This window comes from Sphingomonas fuzhouensis (assembly GCF_034659795.1).
Lineage (GTDB): Bacteria > Pseudomonadota > Alphaproteobacteria > Sphingomonadales > Sphingomonadaceae > Sphingomonas > Sphingomonas fuzhouensis.
In genome coordinates, this window is record NZ_JAXSQY010000001.1 from 553444 (window position 1) to 570930 (window position 17487).

The window sequence follows — 17487 nt, forward strand, 5'->3', positions numbered from 1 at the left end:
AGGATAATCCCATGCAAGTCTATAACGCACCGCTGCGCGACATGCGTTTCGTCCTCCACGAACTGTTCAAGGAGGACGAGTTCGGCCCCGTCGCGGGCCAGGACGAATTCGGCCCCGAGCTGTACGACGCCATTCTCGAAGAGGCGGCGCGCGTCACGCAGGAGGTCCTGCTGCCGCTCAACGCCACCGGCGACATCGAAGGGTGCAAGCTGGAGAACGGCGTCGTCCGCACGCCGACCGGCTTCAAGGAAGCCTATAGCCAGTTCTGCGAAGGCGGCTGGGCCGCGCTCGCCTCGCCGGTCGAATATGGCGGGCAGGGGCTCCCCGAGGCGGTGAACAAGCTGGTCGAGGAGATGATCTGCGCGACCAACCTGTCGTTCAGCCTCTATCCCGGCCTGACCCACGGCGCGACCACCGCGCTGATGGGCCATGGCTCGGAAGACCTGAAGAGCTTCTATCTGCCCAAGATGATCTCGGGCGAATGGTCGGGGACGATGTGCCTGACCGAGGCGCATTGCGGCACCGATCTGGGACTCTTACGCACCCGCGCCGAGCCGCAGGAGGATGGCTCCTATCTGCTGACCGGCGGCAAGATCTTCATCTCGGCAGGCGACCATGACCTGACCGATAATGTCATCCACCTCGTCCTCGCGCGCACGCCCGATGCGCCCAAGGGGGTGAAGGGGATCAGCCTGTTCCTGGTGCCGAAATATCTGCCCAAGGATGACGGCTCGGTCGGCCCCGCCAATGGCGTCAGCGTCGCGGCGATCGAACACAAGATGGGCCTGAAGGCGTCGGCCACTTGCCAGTTGGAGTTCAACAACTCCAAGGGCTGGGTCGTGGGCGAGCTGAACAAGGGGCTGGCCGCCATGTTCACCATGATGAACACGGAGCGCGTTTCGGTCGGCATCCAGGGCCTGGGCATCAACGAGGTCGCGTATCAGTCGGCCGTCGCCTACGCGAAGGACCGTCTGCAGGGCCGTGCGCTCGGCGGCGCGGCGCGTCCCGACCTGCCCGCCGATCCGATCATCGTCCACCCGGACGTGCGGCGGATGCTGATGACCATGCGCGCCTATGCCGAGGGCTGTCGTGCGCTCGGCCAATGGGCCGCACGCGGTCTGGATGCAGAGGCGCATGCGATCGACCCGGCCGACAAGTCGCGCGCGGCGGACTTCGTGGCGCTGATGACCCCGGTCGTGAAGGCGCTGTTCACCGACCTCGCCTTCGACGCCGCGAACATGGCGGTGCAGGTGCATGGCGGCCACGGCTATATCCGCGACCATGGCATCGAGCAGTTCGTCCGCGACGCCCGCATCGCGCAAATCTATGAGGGCACCAACGGCGTTCAGGCGCTCGACCTGGTCGGTCGCAAGATGCCCGCGCATATGGGCCGCTATATGCGCCCCTTCTTCCATGCGGTGTCGGAACAGGTCGAGGCGCTGACCAAGCATGACGACAAGGCGATCACCGGCTGGGCGGCGGGCATGCAGCAGGCGTTCGGCGCGCTTCAGCTCAGCACTGGCATGATCGCGCAAAAGGGCATGAAGGACCCCGAGGAAGCGGGGGCCGCCGCGACCGACTATCTGCGCCTTCTGGGCCTGGTCGGCATGGGCCATTGCTTCCTGAAGTCGGCGCGGATCGCCACGGAGCGACTGGCCGAGGGCACCGACGAGGCGGGCTTCTACAAGGCCAAGCTCGCCACTGCCGGATTCTTCTTCGACCGTATCCTGCCGCAGGCGACGGCGGCGTTCCTGGCGATCAAGTCGGGCAAGCGCTCGACCATGGCACTGGAACTGGAGGCGTTTTGAGGTGATGCGATGCCGGTTCCGCTTGATTGCGATCAACCGGCATCGTAGGCATGACGTGTTGTTATCCTATGCGTCATATGGTGGACGTATAGGATAATTCTGGAGCGACCGGCAGACCGGCGCTCCGGCCCGAACGAACGGGCGTGGAGAGGAGAAGAGGCATGTTGTTGACCCTGACGGCGATGGCCCTTGCAGCGGCTGGCGTGAATGCGGACTCGGTGGTCGGCCGCTGGCAGACCCAGACGCGCGGTGGCGTCGTCGAAATCCAGAAATGCGGGACGTCGGTCTGCGGTCGTATCCTGACCTCGGAAAAGCTGCGCACCAATCCCGCGCTGACCGACCAGAACAACCGCGATCCCAAGCTGCGCAATCGTCCGCTCAAGAACCTGTTGATCCTACAAGGTTTTTCGCAGGATGGCGCGGCCTGGAACGGCGGCACCATCTATAATGCCGAAGACGGCAAGACCTATAGCGCCAAGCTGACGCCCGAGGGGGTCGACACGCTGAAGGTGCGTGGTTGCGTCTTCGTGCCGTTGTGCAAGACCCAGACCTGGACCCGTATCCGCTGATCCGTCTGTACCATCACAAGAAATTTCGGGGAGTAAGCTCATGATCAAGTCGTTCAAGGCCCCGCTGCTGGCCTCCGCCATCCTGTCCTCGTCCTTCGCCTTTGCTGGTGCGGCACATGGCCAGGCCTTCTACCTTCAGGAACAGTCGGCCCGTGCCCAGGGTCGCGCCTTTTCGGGTGAGGGTGCCGACACGGGCGCGTCGTCGCTCTGGTGGAACCCGGCCGCGATCGCAGGCATGGAGCGCGGCGAAGCGGCACTCAGCGCGTCGGCGATCATCCCCAAGGGCGATGTGGTCGATACTGGCACGCTGATCCGTCGTCCGGGCCAGACCTTCCAGCCGGTCGGTGGCAATCGCGTGTCGAGCGATCCGATCAATCGCGGCATCGTCCCCTCGGGCGCGGTCGCCTATCCGCTGAATGACCGGGTCGCGGTCGGCCTCGCCGTTACCTCGCCCTACAGCTTCACCACCGAATATGGCGCGAACAGCTGGGCGCGGTACAGCGCGCGCAAGACGGAACTGCGCACCATCGATATCCAGCCCTCGGTCGGCGTGGCGCTGCTCGACTGGCTGCGCGTCGGCGGTGCGCTGAACGTCGAATATACCAAGGCGGAACTGGGCAATTCGCTGCCCAACCTGTCCTCGGCGTTGCCCGATGGGTTCCAGCGGCTGAAGGGCGATGGCTGGGATCTGGGATGGACCGCCGGTGTGCAGCTGCACAATGACTGGGCCACGGTCGGCATCAGCTACAAGTCGCGGATCAAGCACCAGCTGAAGGGCAGCCTGGAAGTCGGCGGCCTGCTCGGCCCGCTTGCCGGACAGAACCGGACGATCAACGATGCGACGGCGGAATTCTATACGCCCGCGCAGATCATCGTGTCGGGTCGCTTCCGCGCTACCGACAAGCTGACGCTCAACGCGCAGGCGGTTCGTTTCACCTGGGCCGATTTCGATGCAATCCGGTTGGGCGCGCCGATCAACCAGGCGATCCCGGAGAATTACAAGAACAGCTTCTCGCTGGCGGGCGGCTTCGATTACGCCGCCAATGATCGCCTGACCCTGCGTGCCGGTGTCCAGCGTGGCATCACCCCGACCCAGAACGGCAATCGCGACGCGCGCGTGCCCGATGCCAATCGCTGGAATTACTCGGTCGGCGGTTCTTACAAGGTGACGCCGCGCTTCACGCTGGACTCGGCGGTCAGCTATATCGACTTCGCCAACGCGTCCATCGACCGCCGTACCGCCGCTTATGCGGGGACCGCCGTGCAGACGCCGATCCTCACCTCGGGCCAGGTGCAGAACGCCCGCGCATTCGTGGCATCGGTCGGCGGCCGCTTCAGCTTCTGACGGAGTTTGCTTTCATGAAGATCGTCGTGCCCGTGAAGCGGGTGTTGGATTATAATGTGAAGCCGCGGGTGAAGGCGGACGGGACGGGCGTCGATCTGGCGAACGTGAAGATGTCGATGAACCCGTTCGACGAGATCGCGGTGGAAGAGGCGATCCGGCTGAAGGAGAAGGGGGCGGCGACCGAAGTGGTCGTCGTCTCCATCGGCGAGCCCAAGGCGGCGGACACGCTGCGCACCGCGCTCGCCATGGGCGCGGACCGGGCGATCCTGATCACCGCCGACCAGCCGGTCGAGCCGCTCGGCGTCGCCAAGCTGCTGGCCAAGGTGGTCGAGGAAGAACAGCCGGGCCTCGTCATCCTGGGCAAGCAGGCGATCGACGGCGATAACAACCAGACCGGCCAGATGCTGGCCGGGCTGCTTGGCTGGGCGCAGGGGACGTTCGCGTCCAAGGTCGAGATCGACGGCGACAGCGCCAACGTCACCCGCGAGGTCGATGGGGGCCTGGAGACGGTGGCCCTCACGCTGCCCGCCATCGTGACGACCGACCTGCGCCTCAACGAGCCGCGCTATGCGTCGCTCCCCAACATCATGAAGGCCAAGTCCAAGCCGATGGCGACCAAGACCGCCGCCGACTACGGCGTCGACGTTGCGCCGCGCCTGACGATCACCCATGTCACCGAACCCGGCAAGCGCCAGGCGGGCGTCAAGGTCGGCTCGGTCGATGAACTGGTCGAGAAACTGAAAGCACTGGGAGTGGCCAAGTGAAGACGCTGGTATGGGTCGAACATGACGGCGGGTCCGTCAAGGATGCCACGCTGGCGACCGTCACGGCGGCGTTGAAGCTGGGCGAGGTGCACCTGATCGTCGCTGGTCAGGGCGTCGACGGCGTGGCGCAGGCGGCGGCGAAGATCGCGGGCGTAGGCAAGGTCCATGTCGCCGACGACGCGGCCTATGCCCATGCGCTGGCGGAAAACGTCGCGCCGCTGATCGCCCAGCTGATGGACCATCACGATGCCTTTCTCGCGCCCTCGACGACCACCGGCAAGAACATCGCCCCGCGTGTCGCTGCGCTGATCGACGTGATGCAGATCAGCGACATTCTGTCGGTCGAAGGGCCGGACAGCTTCACCCGGCCGATCTATGCGGGCAACGCGATTGCCACGGTCAAGACCAGCGACACCAAGCTGGTGCTGACCGTGCGCACCACCGCCTTCGAGAAGGCAGCGGCTGAGGGCGGCTCGGGCGCAATCGAGGCGGTCGCCTCCACCGGCGACGCCGCCAAGTCGCGCTTCGTGGGTGCCGAAAAGGCGGAGAATGCCCGCCCCGAGCTGACCAGTGCGAAGATCATCGTCTCGGGCGGGCGCGCACTGGGTTCGGAGGATCAGTTCCATGCGCTGATCGACCCGCTCGCCGACAAACTGGGCGCCGCCGTCGGCGCGAGCCGTGCAGCGGTCGATGCGGGCTATGCTCCCAACGACTATCAGGTCGGCCAGACCGGCAAGATCGTGGCGCCGGAAGTCTATGTCGCGGTCGGCATCTCGGGCGCGATCCAGCATCTGGCGGGGATGAAGGACTCCAAGGTCATCGTCGCGATCAACAAGGACGAGGACGCGCCGATCTTCCAGGTCGCGGACATCGGCCTGGTCGGCGACCTGTTCACCGTGGTCCCGGAGCTGACCGAGAAGGTCTAACCCTTGTTCGCGCAGAGGCGCGGAGGACGCAGAAAAGATTCCTTCTTCTCCGCGCGCTCTGCGCCTCTGCGCGAACCAACATTCCTCTCTGCAAGGGGGGAATAGACTCGATGGCGATCCACTGCCAAGCGAGGGGGAATTTTAAATCTGCATTAAGATTTAGGGCGTAACCCTCCGCGCGCTTTCGTGGAGTGCCGTATGAAACCAGCCGAGCCCCTCGCGCTGAACCATAGCTGGCCCTTGTTCGAACGCGGCTTACGTTTCGACCTGGGATGTCTGGATGCGCCTGATCTCACCCCGGCGGGACCGACGATGCGTGGCTGACCGCGCATGGCATCGGGCGTTGGTCTTGCGATCTGCCATCCCAAAGATTGGACTGGTCGACGGGGGTCTTTCAACTATTCGACTGGCAACCGGATCGATGCCCGGAGCGGCCCGGCGTGTTGCCGCTCTATCGTGCGGAAGCCCTGTCGGCGGTCGACCGGCTGCGCGCCTATGCGATCCGGCATCGCCGTGGCTTTACGATCGATGCGCAAATTCATGGCCCGGAGGGCTGGCGCTGGATGCGGATCATGGGCGTGCCCCACTGTCGGGGGAAGCGGGTGGTAGCGCTACATGGCCTGAAGATGGACGTAACGTCCGAATATCGTTGATCTATGTGAGGAACGCGCCGGAAAACGCGTTGGCTGCTTGTGAGGGCGGCATGGCTCCGGTTAGCGTCTGCACATGACAGACAATATCATGGGAGGGGGCGATCGTCGGGTCCGGACGATCGCGGATCTGGCGGACATGGCGGGCGTGTCGCCCGGCACCGTGTCGCGCGCCTTGGCGGGCAAGTCGCTGGTCAACGCCGAGACGCGGGCACGTATCCAGGCGCTGGCCGACGAACACGGCTTTCGCCCCAATCAGATGGCCAGCCGGTTGCGCACGCGGCGGACCGGCGTGATCGGCATCGTCGTGCCCCTGGGCCATGATCGGCGCCAGCATCTGTCCGACCCGTTCTTTATGACGATGCTAGGCCACCTCGCCGATGCCCTGACCGAGAATGGCTATGACGTGATGTTGTCGCGCGTCATTCCCGACGCACCCGACTGGCTGGACCGGGTGGTGGATAGCGGGATGGTCGATGGCGTGCTGCTGATCGGTCAGTCGAACCAATATGAGGCGATCGAGCGGGTTGCGCGCCGCTATCGCCCGTTGGTCGCCTGGGGGGTGACCTTGCCCGATCAGGTCCATGCAGCGGTCGGCACCGACAATGCGGGCGGCGGTTATCTGGCCGGGCGGCGGCTGATCGAGCGGGGATGCCGCCGCATCGCCTTTTTGGGCGACATCCGCGCACCCGAGATCCGTCAGCGTCATGACGGCGTCGCCCGCGCCATGGCGGAGGCGGGGCTGGATGGTCCGGTGCAACTGCCCACCCATCTCGCCTCTGAGGTGATGGAGCAGGAAATCGCCGCCCATATCGACACGCTGCTGGCACAGGGCGGCGGCACGATGCCGATCGACGGCATCGCCGCCGCCTCCGACATGATAGCGATAACGGCGGTGCGTGTGCTGGCTGATCGTGCGATCGCGGTGCCGGACGCCATATCCGTCATCGGCTATGACGACCTGCCGCTCGCCGCCCAGGCGGTGCCGCGCATCTCCACCATCCGACAGGATATCGCGGTGGGCGCCCAGGCGATGGTCGAGGCGCTGTTCGCGCGCATCGGCGGTGGCGAGGCGGGGTCGGTGGTGCTCGACCCCGAACTGGTCCTGCGCGAAACCGCTTGAGCCAGCACCCCTGGATTCCTCCCCTATCAGGGGAGGAATATCGTCAGGCGATCGTCACCCGGTCGCCGTCGAAGGTCAGGCGGAACCAGGGGGCGGCCGTCCCACCGAAGCGGGCACGGCGCAGGGCGACGTCCCCGCTGGCATCGCGGCCTTCCATGCCCCAATAATCGACGAAGCTGGTGACATCACCTTCGCCCGTCACCCACCAGCAATAGGCCTGGGTCGGTTCCGCAACCGGGTTGCCCGCGACCAGCCCGGTGCCGTTGACTGGTCGCCACGGTCCCGCGAAGCGATCCGCGACCATCGCATAGAGCCCAGTCGGCGCGCTCAGGCCGGGGGCGAAGCGCTTCCCCTGCGTCGACCAGAAGCAATAATAATGGCCGCCCTGCACGACGATATGCGGCCGCTCCAACTCGGCATTGACGCCAAGCGCCTCGATCAGCGGCGGCTGGATGACCCAGCGATTGCCCTCGCGCTTGGCGACGCCGACCACACCGTCGATATCCTGCCTCACCCAGCCTGCCGAGCCGACGAAGAGCAGATATTCCGCGCCGTCCGCAGGATCGCGGAAATAGCCCGGATCGCGGAAACCCTTGATGCCGCCATTTTCCGGCTCGGACTGATTGGCGACGATGTAATGATGGCCATCTGCCGCGACGCTTTCGACCGGTTCGCACCAGCCCTCGGTGCGGGCGTCCTCGCCCTCGACGATGAAGCGGCCTTGTGTCTCGAACAGGCGCTGCTCGAAGGTACGGGGCTGGCCACGCCGTCCGGAGGCGGTGAAATACATGGTCAGCGTCGTGTCGTCCTCGCCCAGGACCGCCGAGCCCGACCATTCGCGGCTGCCGGGCGTAAAGCCATCAGCAAAGGTCACGCCGTGATCGCGCCAGCCGTCCGCGCCATAGCTGGTCAGGCGGATACGCGCTTCGTCATGGCGCAGTTCGGGGTCGGCGAGGCGCGGCGTCGCGAGGAAGAACCACCAGCTCCGCCCGCCGAAAAAGGCGGTGCGGCCATCGGCATAGGCGATCTGCCACATGTCCCAGAAATCATGGTCGGGCAGGATCGGCACGACATCGGCGGCGGTGAAAACCGGCAGGCGCGCATCGGCTTGATGAGCAATCCCGGCCAGCGCGTCGGCCGACCAATGGGCAGGGGCAGGGGTGTCGGTCATGATACCTCAGGGCAAACAGGAAAGGGTCAGGCTTGGGGCGCCGCGCCGAGCGGCAGTCCCTGGGGATTGCGGGCGCGGACCGAATAGACCGACACCGCCGCCAGCAGCATCAGCACGCCGCACAGCGTCAGCACGTTGCGCGGGTCGCCGCCCAGCCCGCTTTGGTAGAAGAGCGGCAGCGTCACACCGAAGATCAGCATCGGAATGACGATCATCATGTTGAAGATGCCCATATAGACGCCGGTCCGCTCCGGCGGGATCGAGCCTGCGAGAATGACATAGGGGTTGCCCATCATGCTCGCCCAGCCCAGCCCGATGCCGATCGCGGGCAGGAACAGCATCGCCTTGCTGGTCATGTGCGGCATCACCATCATGCCGATGCCGGTAACGACCAGGCACAACGCATGCAGCGGCGCCGCGCCGATCCGCCTGGCGAGCGGCACCATGGCGAAGGCCGCGACGAAGGCGACGCCGTTATAAAAGGCCGCCATCTCGCCATTGGTCAGCACCGCGGCGTGGAACCCCGACGAGGTCGGGTCCGCCGTGCCGTAAACCGACCGCCCGATGGCGTAGATGACGTAATTCCAATAGGCCATCATCGCATACCATTGGAACAGGCTCATCAGTGCCAGTTTGCGCATCGGCAGCGGCATGGCGCGGATCGCCTCACCGATCTCCTTCAGCGTCGCGCCGATGCCCTTGGGCGCAGCGGCGATACGGGCGCGGTCCTCGGGCGTCAGCGGCAATTCGGGCACCCGCCGGATCGACCAGACGATGGTGATGAAGGACAGCGCCGCGCCGATCATGAAGACGACCCGCGTGGTGTAGGGAATATTATGCCCATCCACCCAGTCCGGGTTCATCCCCGCCCAGACCAGGATCGAGGGGGTGAGAAAGGCGAGCATCTGCGCCAGGCCGGTAAAGGCGCTCTGAGTCAGGAAGCCGATATTATGCTGCGATCCGTCCAGCCGGTCGGAGACATAGGCGCGGTACGGCTCCATCGTGATGTTGTTGCCCGCGTCGAGAATCCACAGCAGCGATACCGCCATCAGCAGCGACGAACTCAGCGGCATGAAGAACAGTCCCAGCGCGCATAGCACCGCGCCGATCAGGAAATAGGGCGTCCGCCGCCCCCAGCGGCTGTCCGTCCGGTCGCTCATCGCGCCGATCAGCGGCTGGATCAGCAACCCCGTCATCGGCCCGGCCAGCTGCAACAGCGGAATCTGCGCCTCCGACGCGCCGAGATAGCTGTAGATCGGCGCCATATTTCCCTGTTGCAGCCCAAAGCTGAATTGCAGGCCGAGAAAGCCCAGATTCATCTCCAGGATACGGACCAGCGACAGGCGTGGCTTGAACGGCACTCCGGTTCCGGCGGCGGGGGTGGACGGGGTCATGCAAGTCCTCTCGCACGCGGGGGGTAGGTCCGTATCTAGCGCCGGTTCTGCCGCGTTGGGAGCATCATGGCGCTAACAGATACGGATTGCAACAAACGATTGCAGGAGTATTTTCCCAGCGTGCGTTCGCAAGCTTTTATGCCGGGATGGGTATTATAGTCCGTGGATTAATAGTCCGCTTTCTCGGATGATCCGGATGTGAACAGCCAAGATCTTCTAACGCTCGGAGAGCGGTTGCGGCAACGTCGGAAGGATCTTGGCTGGACGCAAGAGGACTTGGCGCATCGTGCGGAAATTGACCGGTCCTATATCGGCGGTGTGGAGCGGGGTTCGCGCAATCTCACCTTTACCATGTTGTGCCAGCTATGCCGGGCACTGGGCTGCGACGTGGCGACGGTGACGGGTGGGCTGCCGGAGAAGTCATCATGAAGTGGGATCGTACGCTCATCCTGTTCGACCAGGGTGGCATCGTTTATAGTCCCGACTGGAAAGCCTTGCACGATAGCTATGTGCGTTCAATCCAGAGCATCGAACATCCCGTCGGATCAGGGCGGTTGATCATTCGGCGCAAGGAACGGACGCCCGATCGCAAATGGCGTCGCAACGGTGTCGGCTATCTGCGCAATGCCTTTTTGCGTCATATCTGCGATGTCGAGGGCTGGCGGCCGGAGGGGAGTGTCAATCTCGCTCGCGATCGTGAGCAACCGTTGATCAAAAAATATCCATCAATGGCCGATTATCGTGAGCCGATCACGTCGGATTTTGGCGGCTTTGATCTCGAAACCGTTGGCGACAATGATACGCGTATCGCTGTCGAATGGGAAACCGGTAACATATCATCGTCGCATCGCAGCATGAACAAGCTGGCTATCGCTCTGGCGGCTGGAGTTATCGATGTCGGCGTGTTGATTGTCCCCAGCCGGGCACTTTATGAGCATCTGACCGATCGGATCGGCAATATCGGAGAACTATCAGGCTATCTTGCAATGTGGGAGGGGCTGAAGCACAGTGTTAAGCATGGCCTGCTTGCTATCACGGTCGTCGAGCATGACGAACTCTCGACCAATCCGGGCATCCCGTATTTGAACGTCGGTAATGACGGTCGTGCGGCGCAGGGGCGCGGTGAGGTTTAGAACGCATCGGCGTGCGACGTTTCGTCCGGGCAGGAGCAGGATGGATCGTCTTTTATTCGATAGGCCGAAGGCAAAGGTTTGCCATTCTTGCGCCGGCGTTCCAGATCGGCCCTTGTAAACAGCGTGTTCTTTGTCGCCTGTATATCCGCAAGATGTTGACGATCGCCCTCCAGATCGTTGAGACGATCGGAGATCGTCGAACAATCAAGTTCTGATCCTATCCATCGTCGTCCGGTCAGTTCCGCTGCGACATAGGTCGTGCCTGAACCACCAAATGGGTCCAGCACCAGCGAACCGGGATCGGACGCCATGCTTACGATACGGTCCATCAGCTTTAGCGATAGAGCATTGGCATCGCGCTTCTTGTACTTGGCGTGTCGAACGGGGGGGATGTCGGTCCATACGTCGGACATATTTACCCCTAGAGGATTCATCTTGTCCTTATAGCCGCCATAATCCCGCAACTCACCGCCGCAGTGGCGACAGCACGGAGTCGGCAATCGATCGGGATGAAATATGGCGGGCTTTTTACCTTTGACAAAATACAGCAGTGCATAATGTGATGGATAGAGCCGGCCACGGATCGGCAGGGAATATTTGATGTCGACGCTGATCCAGTGTCGAAACGTCATTCTCTCTCCGACATAGGCGCCCAGGGGCAAGTTCCACTTGGGCAGATTCCACAGGAACAGCGAACCCCCCGGTTTCAAGACGCGGATCATCTCATCGATCCACGCTTTGCACCAGGCAAGGTAATCACCTTCGTCGCGATTGTCGTTGAAGCTAGCAGTATAGGCTTTGTCGAGGTTGAACGGCGGGTCCGCAAAGGCGAGGTCGACGGAGTTGTCCGCGATTGTCGGCAGGAATTCCAGGCAATCGGTTTGATGCACCTCGCCGAGGGACGTTCTCACAATGGGTACCATAGGCATCATTAGTCACAATGGACCCTCGAATGCAATCCCAATCCCGATCCAGAAAGACGTGCCTCCCCGGCTCACCGCCCACCCGGCGGCAGGTTCGTCTCCAGATAGCGGGTCATCAGCGAATAGAGGTGGATGCTGGTGTTCTCGCCCTCATAGATGCCGTGGCTGCGGTCGGGGTAGGCCATCATCGTGAATGGCTTGTTGAAATGGATCAGGCGGTCGACCAGCTGATCCTGGTTCTGGTAATGGACATTGTCGTCCAGCGTGCCGTGGATCAGCAACAGATTGCCCTTCAACCGGTCGGCGAAGGTGATCGGTGAACCGTTCTTATAGCCTTCCACATTGTCCTGCGGCAGGCCCATATAGCGTTCCTGATAGATGGTGTCGTAGAGCTTCATGTCGGTCGGCCCGGCGACCGCGATGCCGGTCTTGTAGAGGTCGGGGTAGCGGAACAGCGCGTTCTGCGTCATCGCGCCGCCGCCGCTCCAGCCCCAGATGCCGATCCGGTCGGGATCGATATAGGGCCGGGTGCCGAGCATCTTGCGCACCCCCGCCGCATAATCGGCGGAGGCGAGGATGCCGACCTGGCGATAGATGCTCTTGCGCCAGTCATGGCCACGTGGCGTGGCGGTGCCGCGCGGATCGAGGCTGGCGACCAGATAGCCCTTTTGCGCCAGCATCCGGTGCCACAGCCCCTGCGACCCGGCCCAGCGATCCGCGACCGTCTGGCCCCAGGGTTCGCCATAGACGAAATAGAGGATGGGATAGCGCTTGGCCGGATCGAAGCCCGGCGGCTTGATGAGCCAGCCGTCGAGCTGCGTGCCGCCGCCGATATCGACGCGGAAGAACTCGGTGGCGGGCAGGCCGGTGTCCTTCACGACCTTGGCGAGCGGGGCATTGGCGGCCAGCGTGCGCAGCGGCTGCTGGCGGGTCATGTCGAGCATGTCGGTCACCGGCGGCGCGTCGAAGCGCGAGACGGTGTGCAGCGCCCAATGCTCGCCCGGCGCGATGTCATAGCTGTGCGTGCCCGGCTGGTTCGCCGGGGTCAGACGTTCGACCTTCGGCGTGCCTGACAGGGTGGTGCGGTACAGATAACGCTGGGTCGGGTTGTCGGGCGACGCGATGAACCAGGCATAGCCCGCCTTTTCATCGACGTTCAGCAACTCGACCACATCGAACTTGCCCGGCGTGCGTAAGTTCGCCCGGCCGGTCGCGCGGTCGATGGTGTAAAGGTGGCGCCAGCCGTCGCGCTCGGAGAGCCAGGTAAAGGCATGGCCGCTCTTCAGCCATTCCGGCGCGGCATTCGCCTCGACCCAGGCGGCGTCCTTTTCGACCATGATCGGCTTGACCGCGCCGGTCGCCGGATCGCCGAGCAGGACGTTGTACGTGTTCTGGAGCCGGTTGGACTGCTGGATGAACAGCGCGTCGGGTCCGCCCGCCCAGCTGATCTGCGGCACGTAATTCTGGCGCGGATCGCCCGCCAGCTTGAACCAGCGGGTGGCGCCGTCGCCCATGTCGACCACGCCGACCGTCACCGCCGAGTTGGTCGTCCCCGCCTTGGGATATTGCAGCGGGATCACCTGCGAATATTGGCCGCCGGTGTTCTTGATCATGTCGAAGGTGCCGACGCCCTTCGTGTCGAAGCGCATGAATGCGATACGCCGGGAATCCGGGCTCCATTCGAAGGCGCGGTGGACGCCGAACTCCTCCTCATAAACCCAGTCGGCCAAGCCGTTGACGACATAATCGTCGCCGTCCCTGGTCAGCGCGGTCGCGGCACCGCCCTCGATCGGCTCGACATAGATGTTGTTGCCGCGGACATAGGCGATGCGGCGGCTGTCGGGGGAGATGGTGGCGTAGAGCAACGTCGACGGCGCGGCGTCGACGCCGATCTTGTGCAGGCGCTTGTTGGCGACATCGTACAACCAATAATCCGACAGCGCATGGGTTCGGCGGAAGCGCTTGCCATTGGTCTGGATCAGCAGCCAGCGATCATCGGGCGACCAAGCATAGCTGTCGATGTCGAGCGGTGCCTTCGCGCCAGGGGGCACCAGATCGGCGGCGGCGACCAGCACCTGTCGCTTTCCGTCGGCAATCGCATAGCGGACGATATCCTGTCCGCCCGTGGGCGCATTTTCGAGCGCGAGATAGCTTTCGCCGTCCTTGCCCCAGCGGCTTTCGCGCACCGCCTCGGTCCGGACCGCCTTGGGGCCGAAAATCCCCTCGACCGACAAGGGGATGGGCTGGGCGCTGGCGGGGACGCTGGTCTGGGCTGTAACGGGGGCCGTCCAGAGGAGCGGCGAAATGGAGAGAAGAAGACCCGAAATTCGCCGACCAGACCGCATCGAACCATCCATGTGATATCGTAAAGTAGGCAGGGTAACGCGGTCATTTAGGATCGTATACTGAAATCTCGGTGGAGATCGTTTCCAATGCGACTATTGGAGGCGGGCAGGTGGCGATGGAAAGGAACGACCGGATCATGTCATCGGGAATCGACCATGTCGCGATCATCGGCGGCGGCTTTGCGGGAACGTTGCTGGCGATCAATCTGGTTCGCCATGGCGGCCCGCGCGCGACCCTGATCGAGCGGCGCGCCAACCAGCTGGCGCGCGGCGTCGCCTATAGCGCGGCCCATGCCGAGCATCTGCTGAACGTGCGGGCGGGCAATATGAGCGCGCTGCGCGACGATCCCGATCATTTCGTCCGCTGGCTGATCGCGCGGGGGGCGGGGGACGCGCGGACCTTCGTGCCGCGCCGCGTCTATGGCGACTATCTGCGCGACCTGTTGATGGAGACGATCGCGGCCGACCCCGCGCGGCTGACGCTGGCGAGCGGCGAGGTCGTGGCGCTGGAACAGGTGGGGCGGGGCTATCGCCTGGACCTAGCCGATGGGGCGGCGGTGGTGGCGGATGCGGTGGTGCTGGCGCTGGGCAATCTGCCGCCGCATACGCCGCCGGGTATCGACGCGGGCGCGCTCGCGGAAGGCTGTTACCGCGAGGACCCCTGGGCGGGCGACATTGCCGAGGGGCTTGGGGCCGACGACAAGGTGTTGCTGGTCGGCAGCGGGCTGACCGCGATCGACGCCGCGCTGCTGCTCGACGCCAGCGGCTTTGGGGGGCGGACGATCGCGATGTCGCGGCGCGGGTTGGCACCGCGCCGTCATGCCGATGCGCCGCCGGTTGCGCCTTTACGCGAACGACCCGCCGCCAGCCTGTCGGCGCTGGTCCGGCATGTGCGCTGCGCAGCGGAGGAGCAAGGTTGGCGCGGTGCGGTCGACGCGCTGCGGCCGGTGACCCAGATGATGTGGGGTGCGGCCGATGGCGCGACGCGGGCACGCTTCCTGCGGCATTTGCGGCCCTATTGGGATGTGCATCGCCACCGGCTTGCACCGTCGGTCGCCGACCGGGTCGATGCCTTGATGGAGGCGGGGCGGCTGTCGGTGACCGGCGGCAAGCTGGTTCGGGTCGAGCCGGACGGTGCGGGCGCGGTCGTGCACTGGCGCCCGCGCGGGAGTGATACGGTCGAGACGCTGCGGGTGGCGCGGATCGTCAACTGTACCGGGCCACAGGGCGACCTGCTTCGGTCGCAGGAGCCGTTGATCCGGCAGTTGCTGGCGGCGGGGATGATCCGGCCGGATGCGCTTCGCATCGGGCTGGAGGTCGATGCGCAAAGCCATGTCGTGGCGGCGGACGGGAGCGTCGACGACCGGCTCTATTGCATCGGCCCGATGACGCGCGGCGGCCTGTGGGAAGTCGTGGCGGTGCCGGACCTGCGGCAACAGAATTGGGAACTGGCGCGGCGGCTGGCGCATGCGCAATGGGTCGGCGGCGAGGGGCTGTAATCCCGGTAAAGCCGCATCTGCCCTCACCCTTCCGGCGCTCCGCGCCTCCCTCCCTCTCCCGATGGGAGAGGAGTGTCGGGGCGTCCATGCCCCCGGTATGGACTAAACAGCGCGGGGCGCTGTTTACCCGACACTGGGCCCGCCCGCGATAGCGGGTGGGAAGGGTGAGGGTAGAGGCGGCCCTAGGCGGTCGCCCCGATCTTCTTCAGCCAATCCGCATGGCTTGGCATGGATTCTGCCATCTGCCCGATCGCGCCTGCCAGTTTCGCCACGAAACCACGGCTCTGCGCGGTGTCGCCGTAAGCCAGTAACGGGTCAAGCCCCTCGGGCACGTTGAATTGCCCGATATGCACCGCCGCCCAGCTGGCCGGGCCGAACAGGTCCATGTCGCGCGCGACCAGCCGACCGCTTTCGCGGAAATGCGCGATCTTCATCGCCAGCGTGTCGGGGATCGGCATCGCCGCGCATTCGCGCCACAGCGGGGCATCCGCCCGTTCGGTCAGCTTATAGTGCAGGATCAGGAAGTCGCGGATACGCTCATATTCGGTGATCGCGACGCGGTTATATTCCGCGATCCCGGCGGGCGCGAAGGCCCGTGTGGGGAAATAGGCAAGCAGCTTGGCGATGCCCGCCTGGATCAGGTGGATGCTGGTCGACTCCAGCGGCTCCATGAACCCGCTCGACAGGCCGATCGCGACGACATTGCGGTTCCACATCAGCCTGCGCCGCCCGGTGGTGAAGCGCAGGAAGCGCGGATCGCCCAGTACCTTGCCGTCGAGGTTCGCCAACAACGTCGCCGCGGCCTCGTCGTCCGAGAGATGGCGGCTGCAATAGACATAGCCATTGCCAGTGCGGTGCTGGAGCGGGATGCGCCATTGCCAGCCCGCCGCCCGCGCGGTCGAGCGGGTATAGGGCGTCAGCCCGTCGCTGCCGGTTTCGCACGGCACCGCCACCGCCCGGTCGCAGGGCAGCCAGTGCGTCCAGTCCTCATAGCCGGTGCCCAGCGCCTCCTCGATCAGCAGACCGCGAAAGCCCGAGCAGTCGACGAACAGGTCGCCCGCCAGCGCCCGGCCATCGTCGAGCGTGACCGAGGCGACATGGCCGCGCGCGCCTTCCAGCGCATGGTCCGCGATCTTGCCCTCGACCCGCACCACGCCGCGCGCCTCGGCATAGCGGCGCAGGAACCGCGCATAGAGCCCGGCATCGAAATGATAGGCATAGTCGAAGGTCGAGGCGACGCTGCGCGGATCGGCCATCGGTGCGCCGAACCGTCCGCGTTTGCCTGCGCCCCACGCCATGGACAGGTCGTCGAACGCGATGCCGCTGTCCGGCCCGCCTGCCGCCAGCCAATGCTGATGCACCGCGACCAGATCGAAGGATTTGCCGTGCGTGCCGAAGGGATGGAAATAGCGATGCCCCTCGCGCCCCCAGCCGATGAACTCGATACCCAGCTTGAAGCTGCCCTTGGTCTCGCGCAGGAACTCGGTCTCGTCGATGCCGAGCGTCTGGTTGAACAGGCGGATCGGCGGGATGGTCGCCTCGCCGACGCCGACCGTCCCGATCGCATCCGACTCGACCAACGTGATCGACAGGCCACGCGGCATCGCATGGGCGAGCGCGGCGGCCGTCATCCATCCTGCGGTGCCGCCGCCGACGATCACGACCGATCGGATCGCATCGGGGGAAGGGGTCGTCATCGCCATCTCTCCTTCGGGCGCTTCGGCCTCAATATATCTCTAGCCGGTCGGGGCGATGCGCGCCGCTGTGCTTTCTCGATCACAGAGAGGTAAATTTCTTTGCAATGGTTTGCAATGCATCGTTGCAAACGATTGCGAGT

15 protein-coding genes are annotated in these 17487 nt (G+C 64.6%); 10 read left to right on the forward strand and 5 right to left on the reverse strand.

All coding sequences use genetic code 11. The annotated features are described in order from the left end of the window. The first annotated feature begins 11 nt into the window (after nt 1-11). The 7 genes from U1H82_RS02675 (at nt 12) to U1H82_RS02705 (ending at nt 7185) form a co-directional block, all read left to right on the forward strand. A complete protein-coding gene (locus tag U1H82_RS02675; RefSeq protein WP_322963391.1) occupies nt 12-1808 on the forward strand; it encodes an acyl-CoA dehydrogenase C-terminal domain-containing protein in 1797 nt (598 codons plus the stop codon). Nucleotides 1809-1969: 161 nt separating this feature from the next. Continuing rightward, nucleotides 1970-2377, forward strand: coding sequence for a DUF2147 domain-containing protein (locus U1H82_RS02680; protein WP_322963392.1), 408 nt, complete (start codon nt 1970-1972; stop codon nt 2375-2377). 40 nt (nt 2378-2417) lie between these two features. Then, nucleotides 2418-3722 (forward strand): OmpP1/FadL family transporter, encoded by a 1305-nt coding sequence (locus U1H82_RS02685; RefSeq protein WP_322963393.1) that lies wholly within the window; start codon nt 2418-2420, stop codon nt 3720-3722. Between the two features lie 14 nt (nt 3723-3736). Next, entirely contained in the window at nt 3737-4486 is a 750-nt protein-coding gene (locus U1H82_RS02690) for an electron transfer flavoprotein subunit beta/FixA family protein (protein WP_322963394.1), read from the forward strand. Further along, complete coding sequence (locus U1H82_RS02695; protein WP_322963395.1) at nt 4483-5412, forward strand: electron transfer flavoprotein subunit alpha/FixB family protein; 930 nt, start codon at nt 4483-4485, stop codon at nt 5410-5412. The genes U1H82_RS02690 and U1H82_RS02695 overlap by 4 nt, the downstream gene beginning before the upstream one ends. 440 nt (nt 5413-5852) lie before the next feature. After that, a complete protein-coding gene (locus U1H82_RS02700) occupies nt 5853-6065 on the forward strand; it encodes a hypothetical protein (RefSeq protein ID WP_322963396.1) in 213 nt (70 codons plus the stop codon). A gap of 73 nt (nt 6066-6138) precedes the next feature. Continuing rightward, the gene (locus U1H82_RS02705) at nt 6139-7185 is read left to right on the forward strand and encodes a LacI family DNA-binding transcriptional regulator (protein WP_322963397.1); all 1047 of its coding nucleotides are present in this window, start codon (nt 6139-6141) and stop codon (nt 7183-7185) included. A 43-nt stretch (nt 7186-7228) separates the two neighbouring features. Here the strand turns inward: U1H82_RS02705 and U1H82_RS02710 are convergent, their stop codons facing one another. Together U1H82_RS02710 and U1H82_RS02715 are read right to left on the reverse strand one after the other, a co-directional pair. Further along, entirely contained in the window at nt 7229-8356 is a 1128-nt protein-coding gene (locus U1H82_RS02710) for a glycoside hydrolase family 68 protein (RefSeq protein WP_322963398.1), read from the reverse strand. Nucleotides 8357-8382: 26 nt separating this feature from the next. Continuing rightward, nucleotides 8383-9750, reverse strand: coding sequence for an MFS transporter (locus U1H82_RS02715; protein WP_322963400.1), 1368 nt, complete (start codon nt 9748-9750; stop codon nt 8383-8385). A gap of 198 nt (nt 9751-9948) precedes the next feature. Here U1H82_RS02715 and U1H82_RS02720 point away from each other — a divergent pair, with 198 nt between their 5' ends. Next, nucleotides 9949-10179 carry a helix-turn-helix domain-containing protein gene (locus U1H82_RS02720; RefSeq protein WP_322963401.1) on the forward strand — a complete coding sequence of 77 codons (231 nt, stop codon included), beginning with the start codon at nt 9949-9951 and terminating at the stop codon, nt 10177-10179. Further along, entirely contained in the window at nt 10176-10883 is a 708-nt protein-coding gene (locus U1H82_RS02725; RefSeq protein WP_322963402.1) for a BglII/BstYI family type II restriction endonuclease, read from the forward strand. The genes U1H82_RS02720 and U1H82_RS02725 overlap by 4 nt, the downstream gene beginning before the upstream one ends. Here U1H82_RS02725 and U1H82_RS02730 read toward each other — a convergent pair. Together U1H82_RS02730 and U1H82_RS02735 are read right to left on the reverse strand one after the other, a co-directional pair. Next, complete coding sequence (locus U1H82_RS02730; protein ID WP_322963403.1) at nt 10880-11794, reverse strand: DNA-methyltransferase; 915 nt, start codon at nt 11792-11794, stop codon at nt 10880-10882. The genes U1H82_RS02725 and U1H82_RS02730 overlap by 4 nt on opposite strands. An 83-nt stretch (nt 11795-11877) precedes the next feature. Next, nucleotides 11878-14151 (reverse strand): S9 family peptidase, encoded by a 2274-nt coding sequence (locus U1H82_RS02735; protein ID WP_322963404.1) that lies wholly within the window; start codon nt 14149-14151, stop codon nt 11878-11880. A gap of 137 nt (nt 14152-14288) precedes the next feature. Between U1H82_RS02735 and U1H82_RS02740 the strand changes: the two genes are divergently transcribed. Continuing rightward, nucleotides 14289-15650 carry an FAD/NAD(P)-binding protein gene (locus tag U1H82_RS02740; protein ID WP_322963405.1) on the forward strand — a complete coding sequence of 454 codons (1362 nt, stop codon included), beginning with the start codon at nt 14289-14291 and terminating at the stop codon, nt 15648-15650. 182 nt (nt 15651-15832) lie between these two features. Here U1H82_RS02740 and U1H82_RS02745 read toward each other — a convergent pair whose 3' ends face one another. Further along, nucleotides 15833-17347, reverse strand: coding sequence for a tryptophan halogenase family protein (locus U1H82_RS02745; RefSeq protein WP_322963406.1), 1515 nt, complete (start codon nt 17345-17347; stop codon nt 15833-15835). Between the last annotated feature and the right edge of the window lie 140 nt (nt 17348-17487).